Source organism: Candidatus Eisenbacteria bacterium, from assembly GCA_013140805.1.
Taxonomy (GTDB): Bacteria; Eisenbacteria; RBG-16-71-46; order RBG-16-71-46; family RBG-16-71-46; genus JABFRW01.
Map to the genome: position 1 here is coordinate 1 of JABFRW010000143.1, position 19,363 is coordinate 19,363.

Annotated in this window: 16 protein-coding genes; 11 read left to right on the plus strand and 5 right to left on the minus strand. The window is 68.8% G+C overall.

The window, feature by feature from the left end; translation table 11 throughout:
- A partial coding sequence (locus tag HOP12_11185) for a hypothetical protein (protein NOT34718.1) occupies positions 1-379 on the minus strand: 379 nt, incomplete at its 3' end.
- A 174-nt stretch (positions 380-553) separates the two neighbouring features.
- Here HOP12_11185 and HOP12_11190 point away from each other — a divergent pair.
- From HOP12_11190 to HOP12_11200, 3 genes are all read left to right on the plus strand, one after another.
- Entirely contained in the window at positions 554-1,153 is a 600-nt protein-coding gene (locus HOP12_11190; protein NOT34719.1) for a TlpA family protein disulfide reductase, read from the plus strand.
- Positions 1,154-1,308: 155 nt separating this feature from the next.
- Complete coding sequence (gene mfd, locus HOP12_11195; protein NOT34720.1) at positions 1,309-4,680, plus strand: transcription-repair coupling factor; 3,372 nt, start codon at positions 1,309-1,311, stop codon at positions 4,678-4,680.
- A 5-nt stretch (positions 4,681-4,685) separates the two neighbouring features.
- Complete coding sequence (locus HOP12_11200; GenBank protein ID NOT34721.1) at positions 4,686-6,410, plus strand: hypothetical protein; 1,725 nt, start codon at positions 4,686-4,688, stop codon at positions 6,408-6,410.
- Positions 6,411-7,141: 731 nt separating this feature from the next.
- Here HOP12_11200 and HOP12_11205 read toward each other — a convergent pair.
- Both HOP12_11205 and HOP12_11210 read right to left on the minus strand, forming a co-directional pair.
- Complete coding sequence (locus tag HOP12_11205; protein ID NOT34722.1) at positions 7,142-7,954, minus strand: response regulator transcription factor; 813 nt, start codon at positions 7,952-7,954, stop codon at positions 7,142-7,144.
- A complete protein-coding gene (locus tag HOP12_11210) occupies positions 7,951-10,122 on the minus strand; it encodes a histidine kinase (GenBank protein NOT34723.1) in 2,172 nt (723 codons plus the stop codon). Before HOP12_11210 ends, HOP12_11205 begins: the two co-directional genes overlap by 4 nt.
- 361 nt (positions 10,123-10,483) lie before the next feature.
- Here HOP12_11210 and HOP12_11215 point away from each other — a divergent pair, with 361 nt between their 5' ends.
- From HOP12_11215 to HOP12_11250, 8 genes are all read left to right on the plus strand, one after another.
- Positions 10,484-11,872, plus strand: a complete 1,389-nt coding sequence (locus tag HOP12_11215; GenBank protein ID NOT34724.1) for a hypothetical protein — start codon at positions 10,484-10,486, stop codon at positions 11,870-11,872.
- A gap of 191 nt (positions 11,873-12,063) precedes the next feature.
- On the plus strand, positions 12,064-12,618 hold the full coding sequence (locus tag HOP12_11220) for a hypothetical protein (GenBank protein NOT34725.1): 555 nt from the start codon (positions 12,064-12,066) through the stop codon (positions 12,616-12,618).
- A gap of 159 nt (positions 12,619-12,777) precedes the next feature.
- Positions 12,778-13,596 carry an ATP-binding cassette domain-containing protein gene (locus tag HOP12_11225; GenBank protein ID NOT34726.1) on the plus strand — a complete coding sequence of 273 codons (819 nt, stop codon included), beginning with the start codon at positions 12,778-12,780 and terminating at the stop codon, positions 13,594-13,596.
- 2 nt (positions 13,597-13,598) lie between these two features.
- A complete protein-coding gene (locus HOP12_11230; protein ID NOT34727.1) occupies positions 13,599-14,459 on the plus strand; it encodes a hypothetical protein in 861 nt (286 codons plus the stop codon).
- The gene (locus HOP12_11235) at positions 14,456-15,697 is read left to right on the plus strand and encodes a peptidoglycan DD-metalloendopeptidase family protein (protein NOT34728.1); all 1,242 of its coding nucleotides are present in this window, start codon (positions 14,456-14,458) and stop codon (positions 15,695-15,697) included. The genes HOP12_11230 and HOP12_11235 overlap by 4 nt, the downstream gene beginning before the upstream one ends.
- A gap of 4 nt (positions 15,698-15,701) precedes the next feature.
- Positions 15,702-16,880, plus strand: coding sequence for an AAA family ATPase (locus HOP12_11240; protein ID NOT34729.1), 1,179 nt, complete (start codon positions 15,702-15,704; stop codon positions 16,878-16,880).
- Between the two features lie 360 nt (positions 16,881-17,240).
- Complete coding sequence (locus HOP12_11245) at positions 17,241-17,981, plus strand: stage 0 sporulation protein (GenBank protein NOT34730.1); 741 nt, start codon at positions 17,241-17,243, stop codon at positions 17,979-17,981.
- Positions 17,981-18,361, plus strand: coding sequence for a RidA family protein (locus tag HOP12_11250; protein NOT34731.1), 381 nt, complete (start codon positions 17,981-17,983; stop codon positions 18,359-18,361). Before HOP12_11245 ends, HOP12_11250 begins: the two co-directional genes overlap by 1 nt.
- 15 nt (positions 18,362-18,376) lie before the next feature.
- Here the strand turns inward: HOP12_11250 and HOP12_11255 are convergent, their stop codons facing one another.
- A complete protein-coding gene (locus tag HOP12_11255; GenBank protein ID NOT34732.1) occupies positions 18,377-19,207 on the minus strand; it encodes an ABC transporter permease in 831 nt (276 codons plus the stop codon).
- A 3-nt stretch (positions 19,208-19,210) separates the two neighbouring features.
- Positions 19,211-19,363: hypothetical protein (locus HOP12_11260; protein NOT34733.1), on the minus strand; the 153-nt coding region annotated here is incomplete at its 5' end.

Here is a 19,363-nt window from a genome sequence, read left to right on the forward strand (position 1 = left end):
TCTCACGCCGGGGTTCGACGCGTCCGGTCGACTGCCCGTCGGCGCAGCCCTTCTCGTCGACCGTGGCGCCGGCCGCCGTGCCGGGGCACTTATCGAGCTCGTCGCACACGCCGTCGCCATCGGCGTCGGTCTGGCAACCCCACTCGTCTACCGAGCAGCCCTTCGCAGTGTTCGGGCAGTGGTCGACGCGATCGAACACGCCATCGCCGTCCACGTCGATCGCCGGCCACCGGAAGCACGGGGCCTTGGGATCGACATGAGCTGCATTGCGCGGGGGCGATGCGTAAGCCGCCGCCGCGATCACGAGCAACACCATCGCGGGGATGAAACGACGCAGCAGAGACATGAGCCACCTCCGGTCCGTATCGGTTGGCCACATGAGGCCGGGGGGATAACGACGTGACGGCAAGTGATACACGGTTTTGCAAGATCATGCACGTGCGCGGCGGCCGGGGCGACCAGCGCGGCACGATCGGAGAACGGCGGGCGAAGCGGTCATTGCGCTTCGGGCCTGCCCGCTTGCGCGTCGAGACAGCTCGTGTAGCGTGACGCCATGCTTCGACTGGTTCTGACCCTCGCATTGCTCGCGACCCTCGCGGCACCCGCGAACGCGCCCGAGAGCGGCCCTGATTCGGGCTCCGACCTGCTCGGAACGCCGGCGCCCGACTGGGCCTTTACTCGCGCGGTGCGCGACGGCAAGGGATCGCTCGCCGACTACCGCGGAAAGGTCGTGCTGCTGCGGTGGTGGACCACCGGCTGCCACTTCTGCGAGACCACGCTGCCGGTGATCGAAACGCTGCGCCGCGAGCATGCACGCGACGGGCTGGTCACGATCGGGGTCTTCCATCCGAAACCGGAACCGCACGGCATGAGCGATCGTGCAATCGTCGCGGCCGCCGAGGCGCGTGGCTACCACGGCCCGCTGGTCTTCGACCGCGACTGGAAGACGCTCGGTCGTTACTGGCTCGATGGCCATGACGAACGCAGCTGGACCTCGGTCTCGTTCCTGATCGATCGCGCCGGGACGATTCGCTGGGTGCAGGGCGGCGGCGAGTACCACCCGAGTGCCGATCCCGAGCATCGCCGCTGCGACACCAAGTACCGCGAGCTCGAGCAAGTCCTCGCCGAGGTGCTGGCGGAGCCGACGCCGTAGACGACTCGCGTCAGCAGACGACTCGCGTCTGGTGCCGCGCGAATCCCTCTGCTAGCGTCGCCGCGATTTCGGTTGAAGGCCGCGCACCGCCACGAAAATCTCGTGGCGGCTTTTCGTGTTCGCATGCCGCCGATCGCATGTCCCCGCTGGAGCCCATGCCCGAGACTTATCTGCGCGACCCACTCGCCGACTCGCTGCGCGAACGGGTCGCCACGCTGCCCGAAGCCGAGACGCTGCTCGCGGCCGCGCGCGGCGCGTCCCCGCGACTCGGAGTGCGCGGGCTGACCGGCTCGGCGCGGGCGCTGCTCGTGGCGTGGCTCCAGCGCGCGCTCGATCGCACGGTGCTCTACCTGGTGCCTCACGGGGAGGCGTTCGAGGAGGCGCGCGACGATCTCGAGTACTTCGCGGGGCCACAGGCGCTGCTGCCGTTTCCGGAGCCCGACGCGCTGCCCTACGACTCGCAGATCGCGCATCCCGGCATCACGGCCCAGCGGCTCGAGTCCCTGGCGCGGCTGGCGCGCGGCGAGAAAGGCGTGCTGCTCGCCACCGCGCGCGGCCTCACGCAGAAGGTCCCGGCGCCCGGAAGACTCGCGAGTGCGCTCGTGCACCTGCGCGTCGGCGCCGACGTCGATCCGCATCAGCTGATCGAAAGGCTGGTCGCACTCGGTTACGAGCGGCTCCCCGAAGTCGAGAGCGTGGGGCAGTTCGCACGGCGCGGCGGCATTCTCGACGTCTATCCGGTCGGGCTCGCCGATCCGCTCCGCATCGAGTTCGACGATCGCACCATCGCCTCGCTGAGGCGCTTCGACTCGGGCACACAGCGTTCGCTCGAGCAGCTGACCGACGCGACGCTGCTGCCGCGCGAAGAAGCACTCGACCCGTCCGCGACGCACGACGACGGAACGCCGCTGCTGAGCGCGCTGCTCGAGCACCTGCCCGCGGACGCCATCGTGATCACCGACGATCCGGGCAAGCTGCGCGCACGACTCTACGAGCTGGAGGAGCTGATCGCGCACGGCTTCGAGGAGGCGAAGCGCGACTTCCCGACGCTCGCGCCGCCGCGCGAGCGCTTCCTGGCCGCGAGTGCGCTCGACGAGGTGCTCGGGTCGCGCGCCGGCCTCGATTGGATGGGTGCGATCGTCGAGAGCGGCGAAGCCGCACGCCATCCGCACCTGCTGTTCATCGACTCTCGGCCCGCCGAGCCCATGCAACGTTCGATCGAGCGCCTGCAGTCCCATCTCGCCGAACTGGGCGCGACCGGCATGCGCGCCGTGATCCTGTGCGACAACACAGGCCAGCGCGACCGCCTGGTCGAGCTGCTCGGCGAGACCGGCGCAACGCTCGGCGTCGGCATCGCGTCGGCCGGGTTCACGCTTCCGGGTGCCCGGCTCGCGGTGCTCACCGATCACGAGATCTTCTCGCGCTATCGGCGGCGGCGGCGGCGCCTCAAGAAGACCGGCGGGCTCTCGATGTCGGAGCTGTCGGCGCTCAAGGTCGGCGACTTCGTGGTGCACGAGGACCACGGCGTCGGCACCTATCGCGGCCTGCGGCGCCTGACCTTGAACGGGCAGGAGACCGACTGCATCGAGATCTCGTACGCGAGCAGCGACAAGCTGTTCGTACCCGTCCAGCAGCTCGCGCTGGTGTCTCGCTACGCCGCCGAAGAGGGCGCACGCCCGGTCCTGCACCGGCTCGGCTCGACGACCTGGCAGAAGACCAAGGCACGCGCGCGGAAAGCCATCCAGGACATGGCCGAAGGACTTCTCAAGGCCTACGCCGCACGCGCCTCGCTGCCCGGTCACGCGTTCGGCCCCGACAGCGTCTGGCAGCGCGAGATGGAAGCGGCGTTTCCCTACGAGGAGACACCGGATCAGCTGCGAGCGATCGAAGAGGTGAAGGCCGACATGGAGGCGCCGCGCCCCATGGACCGCCTGATCTGCGGCGATGTCGGCTACGGCAAGACCGAGGTCGCGATGCGTGCCGCCTTCAAGGCGGTGCAGGAGGGTTACCAGGTCGCGGTGCTGGTGCCGACCACGATTCTGGCGGAGCAGCACGGCGTGACCTTTCACGAGCGCTTCGCCGACTACCCGGTCAAGGTCGAGGTCCTGTCGCGCTTCCGCACCGCGAAGGAACAGAAGGATGCGCTCGCGCGTCTGGTGCGCGGCGAAGTCGACATCATCATCGGCACCCATCGGCTGCTCTCGAAGGACGTGCTGTTCAAGCGCCTCGGCCTGGTGGTGATCGACGAGGAACATCGCTTCGGCGTGGCTCAGAAGGAAAAGCTGCGCCAGATCACGCGCACCTGCGACGTGCTCGCCATGACCGCCACGCCGATCCCGCGCACGCTCAACCTGAGCCTCGCGGGCGCTCGCGACATGTCCGTGATCGAGACACCGCCGCGCGATCGACTGCCGGTGCACACCGAGATCGTCGAGTGGGACGACGAACTCGTCACCGACGCGGTGCTGCGCGAGGTGGATCGCGGCGGCCAGGTGTTCTTCGTCCACAATCGGGTCGAGACGATCCAGAACGTCTCGCTGCGGCTCCAGAAACTGCTGCCGCAGGTGCGGGTGTCGGCCGCGCACGGCCAGATGGTCGAACACGCGCTGGAGCGCGTCATGATGGAATTCCTAGAACGCCGCGTCGACGTGCTGGTCTCCACCATGATCATCGAGTCGGGGATCGACATGCCGAGCGTCAACACGCTGATCGTCGATCGCGCCGACACGCTGGGCCTCGCCCAGCTCTACCAGTTGCGGGGTCGCGTGGGGCGCTCTTCGCTGCGCGCGCATGCGTATTTCCTGGTGCCGTCGCGCCGGGTATTGACCGAGGAAGCGGAGAAGCGGTTGCGCGTGATCGAGGAATTCGACGAGCTGGGCGTCGGCTTCAAGATCGCGCTCAAGGACATGGAGATTCGCGGGGCCGGAAACCTGCTGGGCCCCGAGCAGCACGGCTTCATCCTGGGGCTCGGCTTCGATCTGTACGTGAAGCTGCTCGAGGAGGCAGTCGCCGAACTCAAGGGCGAGGCGGCAGAGGTCAAGCCTGAACCGCGCCTGCTGACCGACTGGAGCGCCTATCTGCCGGACGACTACGTGCCGGACGAGCACGAGAAGCTCGCGCTCTACCGTCGTCTGGCCGACGCCCGCGATCTGGCGACCGTCGACGACATCACGCTCGAGATGATGGATCGCTTCGGCCAGCTGCCACCGCCCAGCGTGGCGCTCGTCGAACTGAGGCGACTGCGCGTGCTGGGCGGAGCCTCGGGCGTCGAGAACCTGCGCGTGTTCCAGGATGTGGTCGAGATGATCCTGCGTCGTCCGTTGCGTCCCGACGAGATCCGCGCGGTGGTCGGATCGCTCACGTTCCAGATCGAGTTCGTGACGGGGCGCGAGTTCGGACTCCGCGTGCGAGGCGAGGGACTGACCCTGCTGAATCGCTCGCGCGAGTTGTTGCAAGCCCTCGAGGCCTGCACTACGGTTTCGCCCACTCCCACGCCCACTCCCGTTCCGGTCTCGGGGAAAGGATGACCCGCTTGATCCGAGCTGCTGAGACTGCCGCGCGCGCGAAGCTTCGCGGCCCGTGGCTCCTGCTGCTGATCGCGAGCCTCTCCGGTTGTTCTGCGAACCACGACGAGATCGCGCGGGTCGGTGGCGCGTCGATCACCGTCGCCGACTTCGAAGCCGCGGCCCTCGCGAACGGGCGCCCGTTCGCGGCCCTGGGCGACAGCGCGAAGTGGCTGTTCGCCGAGGAGATGATCAAGCGTCAGCTCGTGATCGAAGCCGCCAAGCGTGACGGTGCGTTTCGCGATTCCACGTTCCTCGACTTCGTCGGGAGCTCCCGCGATCGCATCGGACGCGACGCGCTGTTGCAGTCTCTGAGCGGCGGTCCGATCGCGGTGAGCGAGGCCGAGATCCTCGAAACCTACCGGCGGCTCGACCAGGAGAGCCACGTGAGCGTGGTGCTCGCCAGCTCGCGCAGCGCCGCCGAGCAGGCGCTCAAGGCGATTCGCGGTGGCGCCGATTTCGGGCGCATGGCCGACCGCTACAACTCGAGCGGGCTGGTGCCGCCGGGCGGCGACGCGGGCTGGCTGTTGCCCGGCGCCCTGCTGCCGAGCATGGACGAGGCGATGCTCAGTGCTCCGATCGGCGAGATCGTTGGACCGATCGACGCGAACGGACAAGGCTGGTTCCTGCTGCGCGTCGAGGGCCGGCGCCCGGCGCGGCGCGAGCCGCTCGAAACCGTGCGCGGCGCCATCGTCGAGCGGCTGCGACAGCGCAAGCAGCGCGCGACCTTCTTCCGCGGTCTCGATCGGATCCGCGCGGATCATGTGGTGACGCTGCAGGCCGGTGCCGGCGCCACCATGGGCATCGAGCTGCTCGGACCCCTCAACGCTCGGGGCGGCCGTGTCTCGAGCGTCGAAGAGCTCGGGCTTCCGGATTCGATCCGCGCTGTCGTGCTCGCCACCTATCGCGGCGGGGCCTACACGCTCGGTGACGCACTCGCGGACCTGATACGCGGCGGAAGCGCTCCGAACCTCGCGATGCAGCCGCAGGTGGAACGCTGGATCGAAGCGCAGACGCTCGAGCGCGCGGTGCAGAACGAAGCGCGGCAGCGACACCTGGTCGAGGAACCGGCACTGGAGCGCGCGCTGCGCGCCCAGACCGACAACGGGCTCGCCGAGGCGTGGTTCGCCCGTCACGTCACCACGCCGCTGAGCATCGACGAGGCGGCGGTGCGCGCGGAGTTCGAAGCCAGCGCACCGCAGTATGCGAGGCTGCGCGCGGCGCGCATCGCGGTTGCGCTGTTCGCGGACTCGGCGAGCGCCGGCCAGGTGCTGCTGCACGGCGGTCATGCCGGCAGCCTCGCGGCCGCGGTCGCGATGGGAGCGCCCGGCACACCGATGCGCACCGCCGACCTCGCCTATCCGAACGAGAACCCGCAGTGGGCACAGTTCGAGGCGCGCTTCGCCTCGATGCAGCCCGGCGAGATGGTGGGACCGTTCCATACCGAGGGCGGCTGGGTCGTGATCGAATTGCTCGACCGCCAGATGAGCGTGCCGACCTGGGAAGCGCTCGACCCGTCGTTGCGGCAGCACCTGCAGACGCTCGCCGTGCAGCGCCAGCGCGAGCTGCGCTACCGCGCGGTCACCGACTCGCTGCGACGCATCATCCCGGTCACGGTGCATCGCGATCGCATCCAGAAGCTCACCTGGCCGCTCGAGAGTCGGATGCCTCCGGGCATCGGAAGCGGCGGCTGAACCCGATCGGGAGCATGCCGATCGAACCGCGAGCCGGTCGAGGTTCTGCGCGGCGGCCGTGGCTGATCCTCGGCCTCGCGACCTCGCTGGCACTCGCCGGCTGTGCGCCTCGCCCGGCCCCGCACCTCGCCACCGCGCCGGCGCTCGAGGACACGCTCGGGCTCGCACGCGGGCTGCGCGAACCGCTCGCCGAATGGGCGGGCTGGTGGCGGGCTGCCGATCCCGATTTCCAGCTCTCGCAACTGCGGTGGGGGCCGATCGATTCGATTCAGGTGAGCCGCGAGTGGCCCGACTCGACGCCGCTGAATCGCGAACGCGAACCGCGGCTCGAGGTGTCTCCCGACGGACGGCATGCGATCGATCCGAACCTGTACGCGACCTGGAACGCCGAGGAGGGTCACTGGATGTACGACGCCGACGCGGCGGTGGTGCTGTTCGACGCCGACGCCCGGCTCGCCCGGATCCTCGCGTTCTGCGGCACTTCGTGCCGCTACGAGACCGCGGTGTGGCTCGACGATCACACCTTCGCGGTCACCGGCTTCTTCGAGGAGGAACTCGTCGAAGCGGACGGAGAGGTGCGCCGGCTGGCGCCCAGCGTCGACATCTACGACCTCGTCAGCGGGCGGGTCCGCTATGCGTACGGCCCGCCGATTCCGTTTCCGCGTCTCGAGTTCTACGACATCGCGCGCGACTCGGCCACGCGCGCCGCACCGGCGCAGATCGCGCGGCGGCTACTTGAGGCGCCGCCGCACGTCGGCCGCACGTCGCTCGCTCGCTTCGACGCGCGTTCCATCCTTGAGCTTCAGCACCAGCACGCCATCCTCGCCGCCGTACGACTCGATCGAATCCACGTTGACGAGCGCACCGCGGTGCACGCGCACGAACTGACCGCGCGGTAGCCGCTCTTCGAGTTCCTGCAGCGTGTAGTCGACCAGGAACTCGTGACCCTCGGCGCACGCCAGCACCAGCCGATCGCGCGACACGATGCGCGTCACTCCGGCGAGGTCGAGCAACCGCACCTCGCGGCGGTGACGCACCGGCAGGCGCCGCAGCGGCTCCCGCAGCACGTCGACGCCCGGAGCGTCGAGCACCCGGTCGATCGCGCGCTCCTGGCCGCGCGCCGGATTGTCGCGGGTGCGGACCTCGTGGATCACGCGGCGCACCGTCTCGCTCAGGCGGTCGCGGCGAATCGGCTTGAGCACGTAGTCGAGGGCGGCGAGCTCGAACGCCTCGACCGCGTGCTGATCGTAGGCGGTGACGAACACCACCAGAGGAGCCGCGGCGCCGAGATGTCGCGCCACCTCGAGCCCGGAAATGTCGGGCATGTGAATGTCGAGAAACGCGACATCCGGCCGGTGCTCCTGCACCATGGCGAGCGCTTCGGCTCCGTTACGCGCCACCCCCACCACCTCGAGCCCCTCGTGCTCCCCGAGCAACCGCTCGAGGAACTGTCGCGCGCGCGGCTCGTCGTCCGCGATCACGGCGCGCAACGGACGTTCCGTCGCGCGTGCACCCACTGCCGGAAAGAACAATCGTGCTCTCATCTCGTGCCTCCTTCGGGGGCTTCACGCCACCGCACGGTCACTACGAATCCACCCGCGTCACCGGGTAAGGCGGCGAGGCTCGCCCCCGCGCCTCCGAAACGCCGCACCCGCTGGTCCAGATTGTCGAGTCCCACCCCGGTCCCGATCCGCACGCGGTGGTCTCCGTTGGTACTCGGACGGCCGTCGTCGGCAAACGTCAGCGTCAGCCATCCGTCCTCTCGTTGCGCATCGAGTCGCATGTGCAGCGTCGGCCGGTCGACCGCGTAGCCGTGCTTGAGGCTGTTCTCGACCAGTGGTTGCAGCAGAAGTGGCGGCACCGCGGCCGACAGCAGCTCGCGCGATCCGCGGTACTCGAACGCGATATCGCCGTCGTAACGTTCGCGAGCGATGCCGAGGTAGTCCTCGACGAAGCCGATCTCGTCCGACAGCAGCGAAGCACTGCGCGTGCTGGCCTCGACGGTGTAGCGCAGCATGTCCGCGAGCCGCTCGGTGAACCGCTGGGCGGCCGGCGGATCGGTCTCGGTCAGGTAGGACAGCGCATTGAGCGCGTTGAACAGGAAGTGCGGCTGCACCTGCGCGTGCAGGGCGCGCAGTTCGGCGCGCGTCGCCGCCTCGCGCAGCTCGACCGCGCGCCGTTCGGCCGCGGTGCGCTGCGCCTGCAGCGCCAGGCTCTCGAGCCGGATGCCGGCCTGCGCGAGCAGGTTGTCGACCGCGGCGCGCGCGTGATCCGGCAACTCTTCGGGTGCGGCGAGTCGCGGGGGTGCTCCGACCGGCCACTCGACGCGCGCGCGCTGGTCGAGACCGCGCGCGATGCCGTCCTCGACTGCGCGCCTCACTTCTTCCGAATGCACCGCTCCGAGCAGATGGCGGCCCGCGCCGTCGAGTGCCGCGCGCAACGCGATCGGATCGCGGCGGAACAACCGGTCGAGCCACCGCTGGATGCGCTCGCGAAACGGCGCGAACGCGAACGCCAGCACCAGAGCGGCGACCACGTTGAGCACCAGCGTCTGCTCGCCGGTGATCTCGGCGAACAGGCGCTGCCCGCCGAGTACGATGAGCAGGTAGAGCGCCGCCAGCACGCCCGACAGCAGCGCGTAGGGAATGCCCTTCTGCACGATGCGGCGCGGGTCGAATACCGGATCGAGCGCGATGAGATACGCCAGCATGAAAGGCGTGAGCAGGGTCGCGATGCTGAGCAGCGACAACAGCAGCCGCGCCACTTCGAACTGCATCAACGCGACCCAGTCCGGCTCCGACAGCACCGAGTTGAGCGTGCCCGCGATCGTGAAAACCGCCACCACCGTGAGCGCCAGCACGCGCTCGGTGCGCGACGGCACCCAGTCGAGTCCGCGCGTGAACAGATAGCGCCCGAGCAGTGAAACCGCGCCGACGCCAACCGCGAACGCCTCGAAGATCCGGAACGCTCCCTCGGGCTTCTGCCCGGTGCGCAGCAGCGCGACCACGAACGCGAGCGGGGCGAGGTAGCCGAGCACCACCAGCCAGAACCACGGACTCCGCCACCGGGCGCTCGGGGCCCAGCGCGGACGCGGAAACGCTGCGAAGAAGTGCAGGGCTGCCGCGGGAGTCCACAACACCAGCCATCCGACCGCCAGCATCAGCGCGCGAAACGGACCGGTCGGGTCGGTGACCGGATACTCGAAGTAGTCGTAGACCACGCTCACCGCATGCAGGCATGCGAGCCACAGGAACACGCCGGCCGTACCGAGATCGGGACGGCGCCAGAACACCACGAACGCCACCAGCGGTGCGGCAACCGCGATCGAGACGTGCAGCAGAAGGAAGCGCACGCGCTGCCACACCGAGACCTGCGCGGGCGGCACCCACACCTCGATGATCTCGCCGTCGCGGCGCCCGCTCAGCGTGATCGCTTCGGTCGGCAGCGTGACGCGATCGAGGCTGCGGGCGAGCGACGGCGGACGCACCGGGCGTCCATTGATGTGCGTGAGCAGATCGCCGGGCTTGAGTCGCCCCTGCGCGGGCGGGCCGTAGACCTGGCTCACGCGCGCGAATCCAGCCTGCGTCCAGTCGATCGAGATGCCGAGACGCGGATACGGCGTGAACGCCAGGATGCGCGGGCCGACCAGCAGGAGCGCCGCCAGCACCCCCGCCACGGCGAGGGCTCGACGCACGCGCATGCGGGTCTTCACCGGGTCAATCTCCCACAGCCCCCGGACCGCCTCAACGGCGCCGGGCCACGACAGGACACTCATTCCATGAGGGTAAGGAGTGCCCCGCCCAGCCGCGGTTCGCCGCCGACCGGCGCGGCGCTCGAATGACGAGCGCGGATGGCGAGCGACGCACGACCGGAATGCCGGTCCGTGCCGCGGCGTATTCCGGGAGATCGGCGAGGGGCGGAGTTTGCACCGGCTTCAAGTTCGTGTCGCGGCTGCACTGGTTCGCGCCGGGCGCCGTGTCTATACTCCCCGGTCGCTCGTTCGCCCGGTGCTCCCCCGGGCTCGTTCGCCGCGCTCGCGCGCAACGCGGCGCCCCCTGAGGTGGAGGTCTCGCTTGATCGGTCTGAGACGTATCACGGTGGTTCGAATGCTGTTCGCCTGTTGCCTGCTCGCGATCGCGGGCGGTGCGCGCAGCGCGGGGGCCCAGGCTCCCGGCACCGCGCCGCCGCGCGGCACGCCGAGCCGGCTCGATGGCGTGGTGGCGACCGTGAACGACGACGTGATCCTCGAGAGCGACGTCGAGGAGCAGCTGTATCTGTTCCTCATGCGCAATCAGGCTCAGCCCGATTCCTCGATGGCCGACACGCTGCGGCGTCAGATCCTGCAGCAGTTGATCGACGAGAAGCTGGTCGTGTCCGAGGCCAAGCGGCTCACCATTTCCGTACCCGATGCCGAGGTCACCCGCCAGGTCGACGAGGCGATGCGCGAGGCGCGCGGCCGCATGGGTAGCCAGCAGGCGTTCGAGGAACAGCTCGCGAAGGAAGGGCTGAACGAGGAAAAGCTGCGCGAGCGCTACCGTGACGAGATGCGCCGTCAGCTCATGGCGCAGAAGCTGGTGCAGCGCCAGGTACCGCGCAAGCCCGTGACGGCCGCGGAAGCCGAGGTGTACTTCAAGGCGAACCCCGACAAATTCCCGCGCGTTCCGGCCGAGCTGCGGCTCTCGGTGATCCAGATTCCGGTCGCGGCGGAGTCGGTGACGGTCGCGAAGGCGCGGATCAAGGCCGAGGCGCTGCGCAAGCGCATCGTCGCGGGTGAGAAGTTCGCGAAGGTGGCATCCGAGGCCTCGGAGGACGAGGTGTCGGGGCGCGCCGGCGGGGACCTGGGCTACTTCACGCGCGGGCAATTCGACCCCGACTTCGAACGGGCGGCGTTCTCGCAGAAGATCGGCGAGCTGGGGCACCCGGTTCGCTCGAGCTTCGGCTGGCACCTGATCGAAGTGCTCGATCGCGACACCGTGAAGACGCGCGCGGGCCGCGACAGCCTCGATGCGCAGGGTCAACGGGTGCTCGAGTCGCATGCGCGCCACATCCTCGTCAAAGTCGACGTGACCGAGGCCGACATCGAACGCGCTCGCACGCAGACCGAGAAGATTCGCACCGAGATCACGAAGGGCGGCGATTTCGCACGGCTCGCGGAGCGCTTCAGCAAGTATCCGGGGCCTCACACGCCCGATGGCGACGTCGGATTCGTATCGCTCGCGTCGCTGCAGCCGCAGATTCGCGCCGGGCTCGACACCACCCAGGTCGGCGAAGTGAGCGAAGTGCTGGTGAATCGCTCCGGCTTCAATCTGTTCAAGGTCACCGACCGGAAGCTCGAGCGTCCCTACACGCTCGAAGAGATCCGCGCCGAGCTGCCCGAGGCGGTGGCGCAGGTGCAGTACCGCGAGCGCTACGACGCGTGGATCGCCGGATTGCGATCCAAAGCTCAGGTCAAGATTCGGTAAGCGCCTCGTTGGTGCGGGCCGACTTACGAGCCCGCGCCGGTCGAGCCTGACCGACTCATGACAAACCGACCAGGGCTCTCCTGTCATCTGAGCGCCCGTCCCACCCGGCTGCGAGTGTATTCGCGGATCCGAAGGCGCACGCGGCTGAGTCCGCGCAGCGCATCGATCACCCCCATCAGGAGACGCTCCTCATGAAGAAGCTCGTCACCATTCTGAGTTTGGCCGCACTGACTACCCTCGCCGGCTCCGCCGCGTGGGCGAAGGATATGAAGGGCATGTGGGGACTCGGCTACACGCGCTCCGAGTTTCCGATCGGCGCTCGTTTCTGGCTGAGCCCGAGCGTCGGCCTCGATCTCGGCGTCGGCTTCTCGGCGTTCACCCCCGACGGCGGTGACGGTCAGACGGCCTTCGGCGTCGACGTCGGCGTTCCGTTCGTGGTCGCCAGCACCGAGAACGCACACTTCTTCGTGCGCCCGGGCATCAGCTTTGCCGACAACGGCGCCGAAGTCGGCCCGTTCACGGACGCGGTCTCGCAGTTCTGGGTCTCGGGCACGCTGGGCGCCGAGTACTTCTTCACCGACAGCTTCAGCATCCAGGCCGGCCACGGCATCCTCTACCGCAGCGTCACCACGGAGTTCGAGGTGTCGCCGGGCGTGACCGACGAAGTCACCGACTCGTACATCGAGAGCGAAGCGTTCGGCATCTCGAGCATCGGGTTCCACTGGTACTGGGGCGGCAGCCGCTAGTCCGCACCGATTCGAGTCAACGCGCGGGGCGGGTCCTTTGGGGCCCGCCTCGTCGTGTGACGGGCGGCACTCGAGCGGAGCGCCATGCGTGCGAGCGACGCATCGCCACCGGGCCGCGAATCATTGAGCCGACCCGCGCGGCTCTGTTAACGTGCGGTCGTGATTACCTTTGATCAGGTCTCCAAGCGCTACGGAGAGCGCCTGGCACTCGACAACGTCTCGTGGACCATGGACGAAGGCGAGTGCGTGGTGTTCGTCGGCCCGAGCGGGGCCGGCAAGACCTCGATCCTGCGCCTCGTCACCCACGAAATTCAGCCCAGTTCCGGCCACGTGACGGTCGGTACGTTCAAGGGCGGCCGGCTGCATCGGACACATCGCGCCTTGCTGAGGCGCACGCTCGGCATCGTGTACGAGGACTTCCGGCTGCTGCACGATCGCTCGGTGTTCGAAAACGTGGCGCTGGCGGTGCGCATCGCGGGGCGGTTCTCGGACGAAGAAGTGATTCCGCGCGTGATGTATGCGCTCGACGAGGTCGGCCTCCATCACAAGCACCCCTCGTTTCCGCACGAGCTGTCGTACGGCGAGCGTCAGCGCGTGGCCATCGCGCGCGCCATCGTGAACCGCCCGGCGGTGATCCTCGCCGACGAGCCGACCGGCGCGCTCGAATCGCGCAGCTCGGGCGAAGTGATCGCTCTGTTGCGGCGCATTCACGAAGAGGGCGCGGCGGTGATCCTGATGACGACGCGCATGGACGTCGCGCGCCAGATCGGCGGTCGCATCATCCGGCTCGAGGACGGCAAGTTCCTCGACGTCAATGGCCAGCCGCTCGGCAGCATCGAGACCGGTCGCGCGACCTCGACGGCGCCGACTCCGCTGTTCAGCGGCCCGACGCCCACGCCGCCGCTCGCCGGCGAGCCGACCGGCACCGACCCCTTGAATTCGCTCGCTACGCCACCCGCGCCCGCCGAGGGAATCTGAACGTGCACTTGTTCTACCTGCGCGAGGCGATGCGCTCGTTCCGCCAGCACCGCGGCCTCGCGTTCACCGCGATCCTGTCGCTGGTCGGCGCGCTCACGATCTGCGCGCTCATGCTGGTGCTGGCGCACAACGCGCGCGTCGCCGTTCAGGCGGTCGGCGATCGGCGCGAGATGGTCGCGTATCTCGACGACGGGATGTCGGCCGAGCGCCGCGACGGTCTGATGAGCCGCATCCAGGACCTCTACGGCGCCGTCGCGTACGTCAACAAGGAACAGGCGTGGCAGGAGTTCGCGCGTCAGATCGGTGACGAGGAGCTGCTCGAGTCGGTCGGCGACAATCCGCTCCCGGCTTCACTGCGCATCCACCTCAAGCCCGAGCTGCTGACGCCGCAGGGCATGGAGGACGCGGCGCGTCAGATCAAGCAGTTCGAGGGCGTCGAAGACGTCCGCTACGGTGCCGAGTGGGTGCGCCGCCTGCACGACGCCGGACGCGCGCTCGAGCGGCTGACGCTCGGCGTGCTGGTGCTGGTCGGGCTCATGGTGGTGTTCATCGTCTACAACACGATTCGCCTCACGGTGCTGGCGCGGCGCCATCAGGTCGAGATCATGACCCGGCTCGGCGCCACCGACGGCTTCGTCGCCACCCCGTTCGTGCTCGAGGCGTTGTTCGAGGCGTTCATGGCGGCGCTGATCGCGCTCGCGCTGGTCTTCGCAGCCCAGCAGGCCGCAGCCCAGCAGCTGCTCGGCAGCTTCGTGTTCCTGCCTCCGCTCGTGATGCTCGCGTTCGTGGGCGGCGTGGTGGTGCTCGCGGCCGTCGGCACCTCGCTCGCGCTCGCGCGCGTGCTGCGGTCCGTGAGCGCATGAGGCGCCGACTCACCGGGCGGCTCCTGCCGGTCGGGGCGCTGGCGCTCACTCTGCTCATCGCCGACTCGCTTCACGGACTCACGCCACTGCGCGGCGGCGCCACGGTGGCGTTCGCGCAGGACAGTCTCGAGATGGCGAAGCGCCGCGAGCTCGAGTCGATCCGCCGCCAGGCACAAGAAAGCCGCGAGCAGGCCAAGCGCCTCAAAGGCCGCGAAACCCAGGCGGTCGGCCAGTTGCGCCGCACCGAGCGCGACTTGAACAGCACGCGCCGCAGGCTGAGCGATCTGCGCGTGCGCGGCCGGCGACTCGACACTCAGCTCGAGGCAACGCGCGCCGATCTGCAGCTCAACATCCAGACCCTCGGCTCGCAGCGCTCGAGGCTGCGGCGGCGCCTGCGCCAGATCTATCAGTTCGGCCCCACGCGCGATCTCGAGCTGCTGCTGTCTTCGCAGTCGTTCGCCCAGTTGCTGTCGCGCTGGGACTTCCTGCTCATGGTGGCCGAGCAGGACCGCGTCATGATGGAGGAGGTCCGCGCGCGCAAGGACGTGGTCGAGATTCTGGAAGGACGTCTCGAGAAGCATCTCCAGCAGGTCGACCGCAACAAACTGCAGACCAACAAAGAGAGCGAACGCCTGGCGCGTCAGCGCGCCGAACGCCAGGGCACCGTGCAGGAAATCCAGACCCAGCGACTCGCCTACGAAGCGGCGGCGGTCGAGCTGGAGCGAACCGCAAAGGCGATTTCGGGACTGCTCGCGCGGCTCGAACGTCAACGTCGCGAATCCGAGGAGAAGGCGCGCGTCGAAGGGCGCGAGGTGGTGCCCTACACCGGCGACTTCGCGCGCGGCCAGGGGCAAATCGACTGGCCCGCCCGCGGTGCGCTGATCGGAACCTTCGGCCCCGAGAAGCACCCGCGCTTCAACACCACGGTCCAGAACAACGGCATCGACATCCAGGTGCCGCTCGGCACGCCGGTCCGGGCGGTGGCCAAGGGGCGCGTCGACTACACGAACTCCGACTACGCGACCTACGGTCAGATGATCATCGTGAACCACGGCGATGGTTACTACACGCTGTACGCGCACCTGTCCGAGATCTCGGTTGCGACCGGCGTCGAAGTGAATCCCGGCCAGGCGATCGGACGCTCGGGCGACAGCGGCTCGCTGAAGGGCGCGGTGCTGCACTTCGAAGTGCGACGCGGCGGCGCGGCGCTCGATCCCCAGAACTGGCTGAGACCCTAGCGTCATGGCGCTCGTCACCCTTTCCGAACTCCTCGCGCAGCCCGCGGCCGCATCGTTCATGCGCGGCGTGCTGGCGAGCGGCCGATTCGGCAATGCGTATCTGCTCCACGGCCCGCCCGGCGTCGGCAAGGGCACCGCAGCACTCGCGTTCGCCCGTGCGCTGCTGTGCGAGCGCGCCGGTGGCCGGCGCGAGCAAGCCCCGGCGGGCGCCGTGGCCCTCGACGACTCGTGCGGCACCTGCAACGCCTGCATCAAGACGCGCTCGATGCAGCACCCGGATCTCAAGTTCGCGTTCCCGGTCTCGGGCGAAGAACGCGAGCTCGACGAATCGATCGGCGAGGTGCACGCCGACATGCGCAGCGATCCGCTGCACGTGTTCTCGTACGACAAGGCCGCGTCGATCCGGCTCTCGATCACCCGCGAACTCCTGCGTGAGCTGGCGTTCCAGCCCTACGAGGCGCCACGGCGCGTGGTGGTGATGCGCGACGCCGACCGCATGCGTGAAGACCAGTATTCGGCGTTGCTCAAGTCGATCGAGGAGCCCGGGGCCGCGACCGTGTGGGTGCTGACCACTTCGCGACTCGCGCGCCTGCCCGCCACGATCCGCTCGCGCTGCCAGCGCGTGCGCCTCGCGGCGATCGGTGAAGCGACGGTGCGCGAGTTCCTGATCGAACGCGCCGCGGTCGACGAGAAGTCGGCACGCATGCTGGCCGCCCTGACCGGCGGAAACCTCGCCCGGGCGCTCGAGCTGCGCGGCGTGAATGCGGTCGAGCAGCGGGACAAGGCGCTTGCGCTGCTGACTCCGGCGCTCGCGAACGAACCGATGGCGACCTGGAAGGCGGCGCAGGGCTTCATGAACTTCGGTCGCACCGGGCGCGAGACGCTGCGGCGCGCGATCGAGTTCCACATGCTGTGGCTGCGCGACCTGCTCCGCACTCAGGTCGGAGCACCGCGCGAGTTGCTGGTGCACCGCGATCGCGAGAACGAGATCAGGCGCCAGGCCGCCCTCGTGAGCCCGGCCGAACTGAGGCGTCGCCTGCTGGTGCTCGAAGAGGCGCTGCGCGCGATCGAGGGCAACGTGACGCCGGAGCTGGCGCTGTTCTCGGCCATGACCCGAGTCGCGGGCGCCCGCGTAGGCGAACACCAGTGGCCGCCGCACGCCACCGCGCGCTGGGACTACTAGCCCACGGCTGAAATCGGGAGCGGGGTCGGCTATTGTTCCCGGCAACCCAAGCCGTCGGCGATCGCTGGCGGTTGTCCATAGCCGGCCACCCTCCGGACGCCTCGCCGCCCCGCCAAGCCTGGCGCGAGTCGAACCCCGGTGCCGGATCCAGCTTCACCCTGCACGCTCGTTTCACGAGCGTTACGCGGATCCGTTCCGCGATAGAGGCAGCGCATGTCGGAGATCGTGCAGGTCGCTCTGCGCGGATCGCACCGCGAGTTCTTTCTCAACTCCCGCACGTTGTGGCTCAAGCTTCGCGATCCGGTCGTGGTCCAGACCGAGAACGGCGAATCGCTCGGCAAGGTCCATCTCAAGGACCCGATGCTGATCGAGCTCAAGAAGCCCGGCAACGTGACGCGAGAGATCATCCGCAAGGCCACCGAAGAAGACCTCGACCAGGACGATCACAACCGGGCACTCGAAGGTGAAGCCTTCGAGTACTGCAAAGAGCGCATCCAGGCGCGCAAGCTCGACATGGACCTGGCCGAGATCGAAGCGGCATTCGGCGGTCACCGCATCACGTTCTACTTCTCGGCCGAGAAGCGCGTGGACTTCCGCGACCTCGTGAAAGACCTGGCGGCGCGCTTCAAGCGCCGCATCGAGCTGCGGCAGATCGGGGTTCGTGACCAGGCCCGGCGTCTCGACGGATGCGGGCCGTGTGGACGCGCCTTCTGCTGCTCGACGTGGCTCAAGGACTTCCATCCGGTGACGCTCAAGATGGCGCGCGAGCAACAGCTGTCGCTCAACCCCGGCAAGATCTCGGGTGCCTGCGGGCGGCTGATGTGCTGCCTCGCCTACGAACTGACGCGCTACCGCGACGTCGCGACCAACCTGCCGCCGGTCGGCACCACGCTCAAGACCGGCCAGGGGCTCATGACCGTGGTGCGCGCCGAGATCTATCAGGAAGTGGTGTGGGTGCGTGACGACGAGGGTGGACAGCACCGCATCGCGATGACGGAGCTGCCGCCGGGCCCCTACCACGAGTGCGGCGACTGCAACTGCGGCAAGAAGCCGAAGAAGGACGCGGCCCCGCACGACGACTCACCGCCCGCGGAGGCGTGATGAGCCGGCAGCGCGTCGCCTCGGGATCGCCCTACGAAGCGCCGATCGGATTCAGCCGCGCGCTGCGGATCGGCAATCGCGTGCTGGCGGCGGGCACCGCGCCGGTGTGGCCCGACGGCTCGTGCCCCGACGATGCGGAAGCGCAGGCCACGCGGTGCTTCGAGATCATCCTGGCCGCGCTGCGTGAAGCCGGCGCCGGAGCCGAGCACGTGGTGCGCACCCGCATGTACCTGACGCACGCCGCCGACTGGGAAGCCGTCGGTCGCGCGCACGGGGCGATCTTCCGCGACGTACGTCCGGTCGCCACCATGGTCGTGGTCAAGGAGTTGCTCGATCCGCGCTGGCGCGTCGAGATCGAGGCGGAAGCCGAACTCGGGTAGCGCGGTCGCGCCGCGCTACAGCGGCCGCCGCGAGAAGGCGCGCAGACCGATCGCGAGCGTCACGACCACGTAGCCAACGGCCCACACGACCATCGCGGGGGTCGCGACCGAAGCCGGCGAGAACGGAGTCATCTGCAGCTCGCGCATGATCGCCGGCTGCATGTAATGCGAGGCGAGCTGCCACATCGCCTCGGTCGGCATGATCAGGCTTGCCGCGGTGCCCGCGTAGCGCGCGGCGTCGTTGCGGGCGAATGATCCGATCTGCTCGACCCAGCCCCCGATGAACGCGAGCCCATAGAGGCTGAACACCATCACGCCGTTCGTGAGCGTCCCGAGCCGCGTTCCGCCCGCGATCGCGAGCGTCACCAGCACCAGCACCTCGAGCATCATGAGCGGCAGTCCGCGCGACACATTCGGCGGCGTCACGCCACCCATCACGCGCCCGATCAGCAGCACGCCACCGGCCATGACCAGCAGATACACACAGGTCACCAGCACGTACGCGCTCCACTTCCCGAGCACGATCGCCGAGCGTCGCACCGGTTTGGAGGCGAGCGTCTGCATGACGCCCGATGCGATCTCGCCGGAAAGCGTGTCGACCGGCAGCAGCACCGCCGTCATCGCGGTGAGGAAGTTGACCGCGTAGAGGCCTGCCAGCAGGAACATGTTGAGGATCATGCGGCGCTCGACCAGTGTCTGCTTCTGGCTCACGTCGGCTTCGATGAAGTGGAAGCCGACCCCGAACAGCGTCAGGAACGCCACGCCACCGATCAGCACCGCCAGCAGAACGCGCCGGCGCAGCGCTTCGTGAATCGTGAGATGGGCCAGAGTCCAGATCGCGCGCATGGGCTAACCCGGCCTCTGGTCGTGGCCCATCACTTCGAGGAACCACGCCTCGAGTGATTTGCGGGCGACGCTCAGCTGATGCAGGTCGGCGCCTGCGCCGACCACGGCGCGCGCGAGTTCGGGAACCTGCGCCGCGTCGGCCAGGCGCATGCGCGC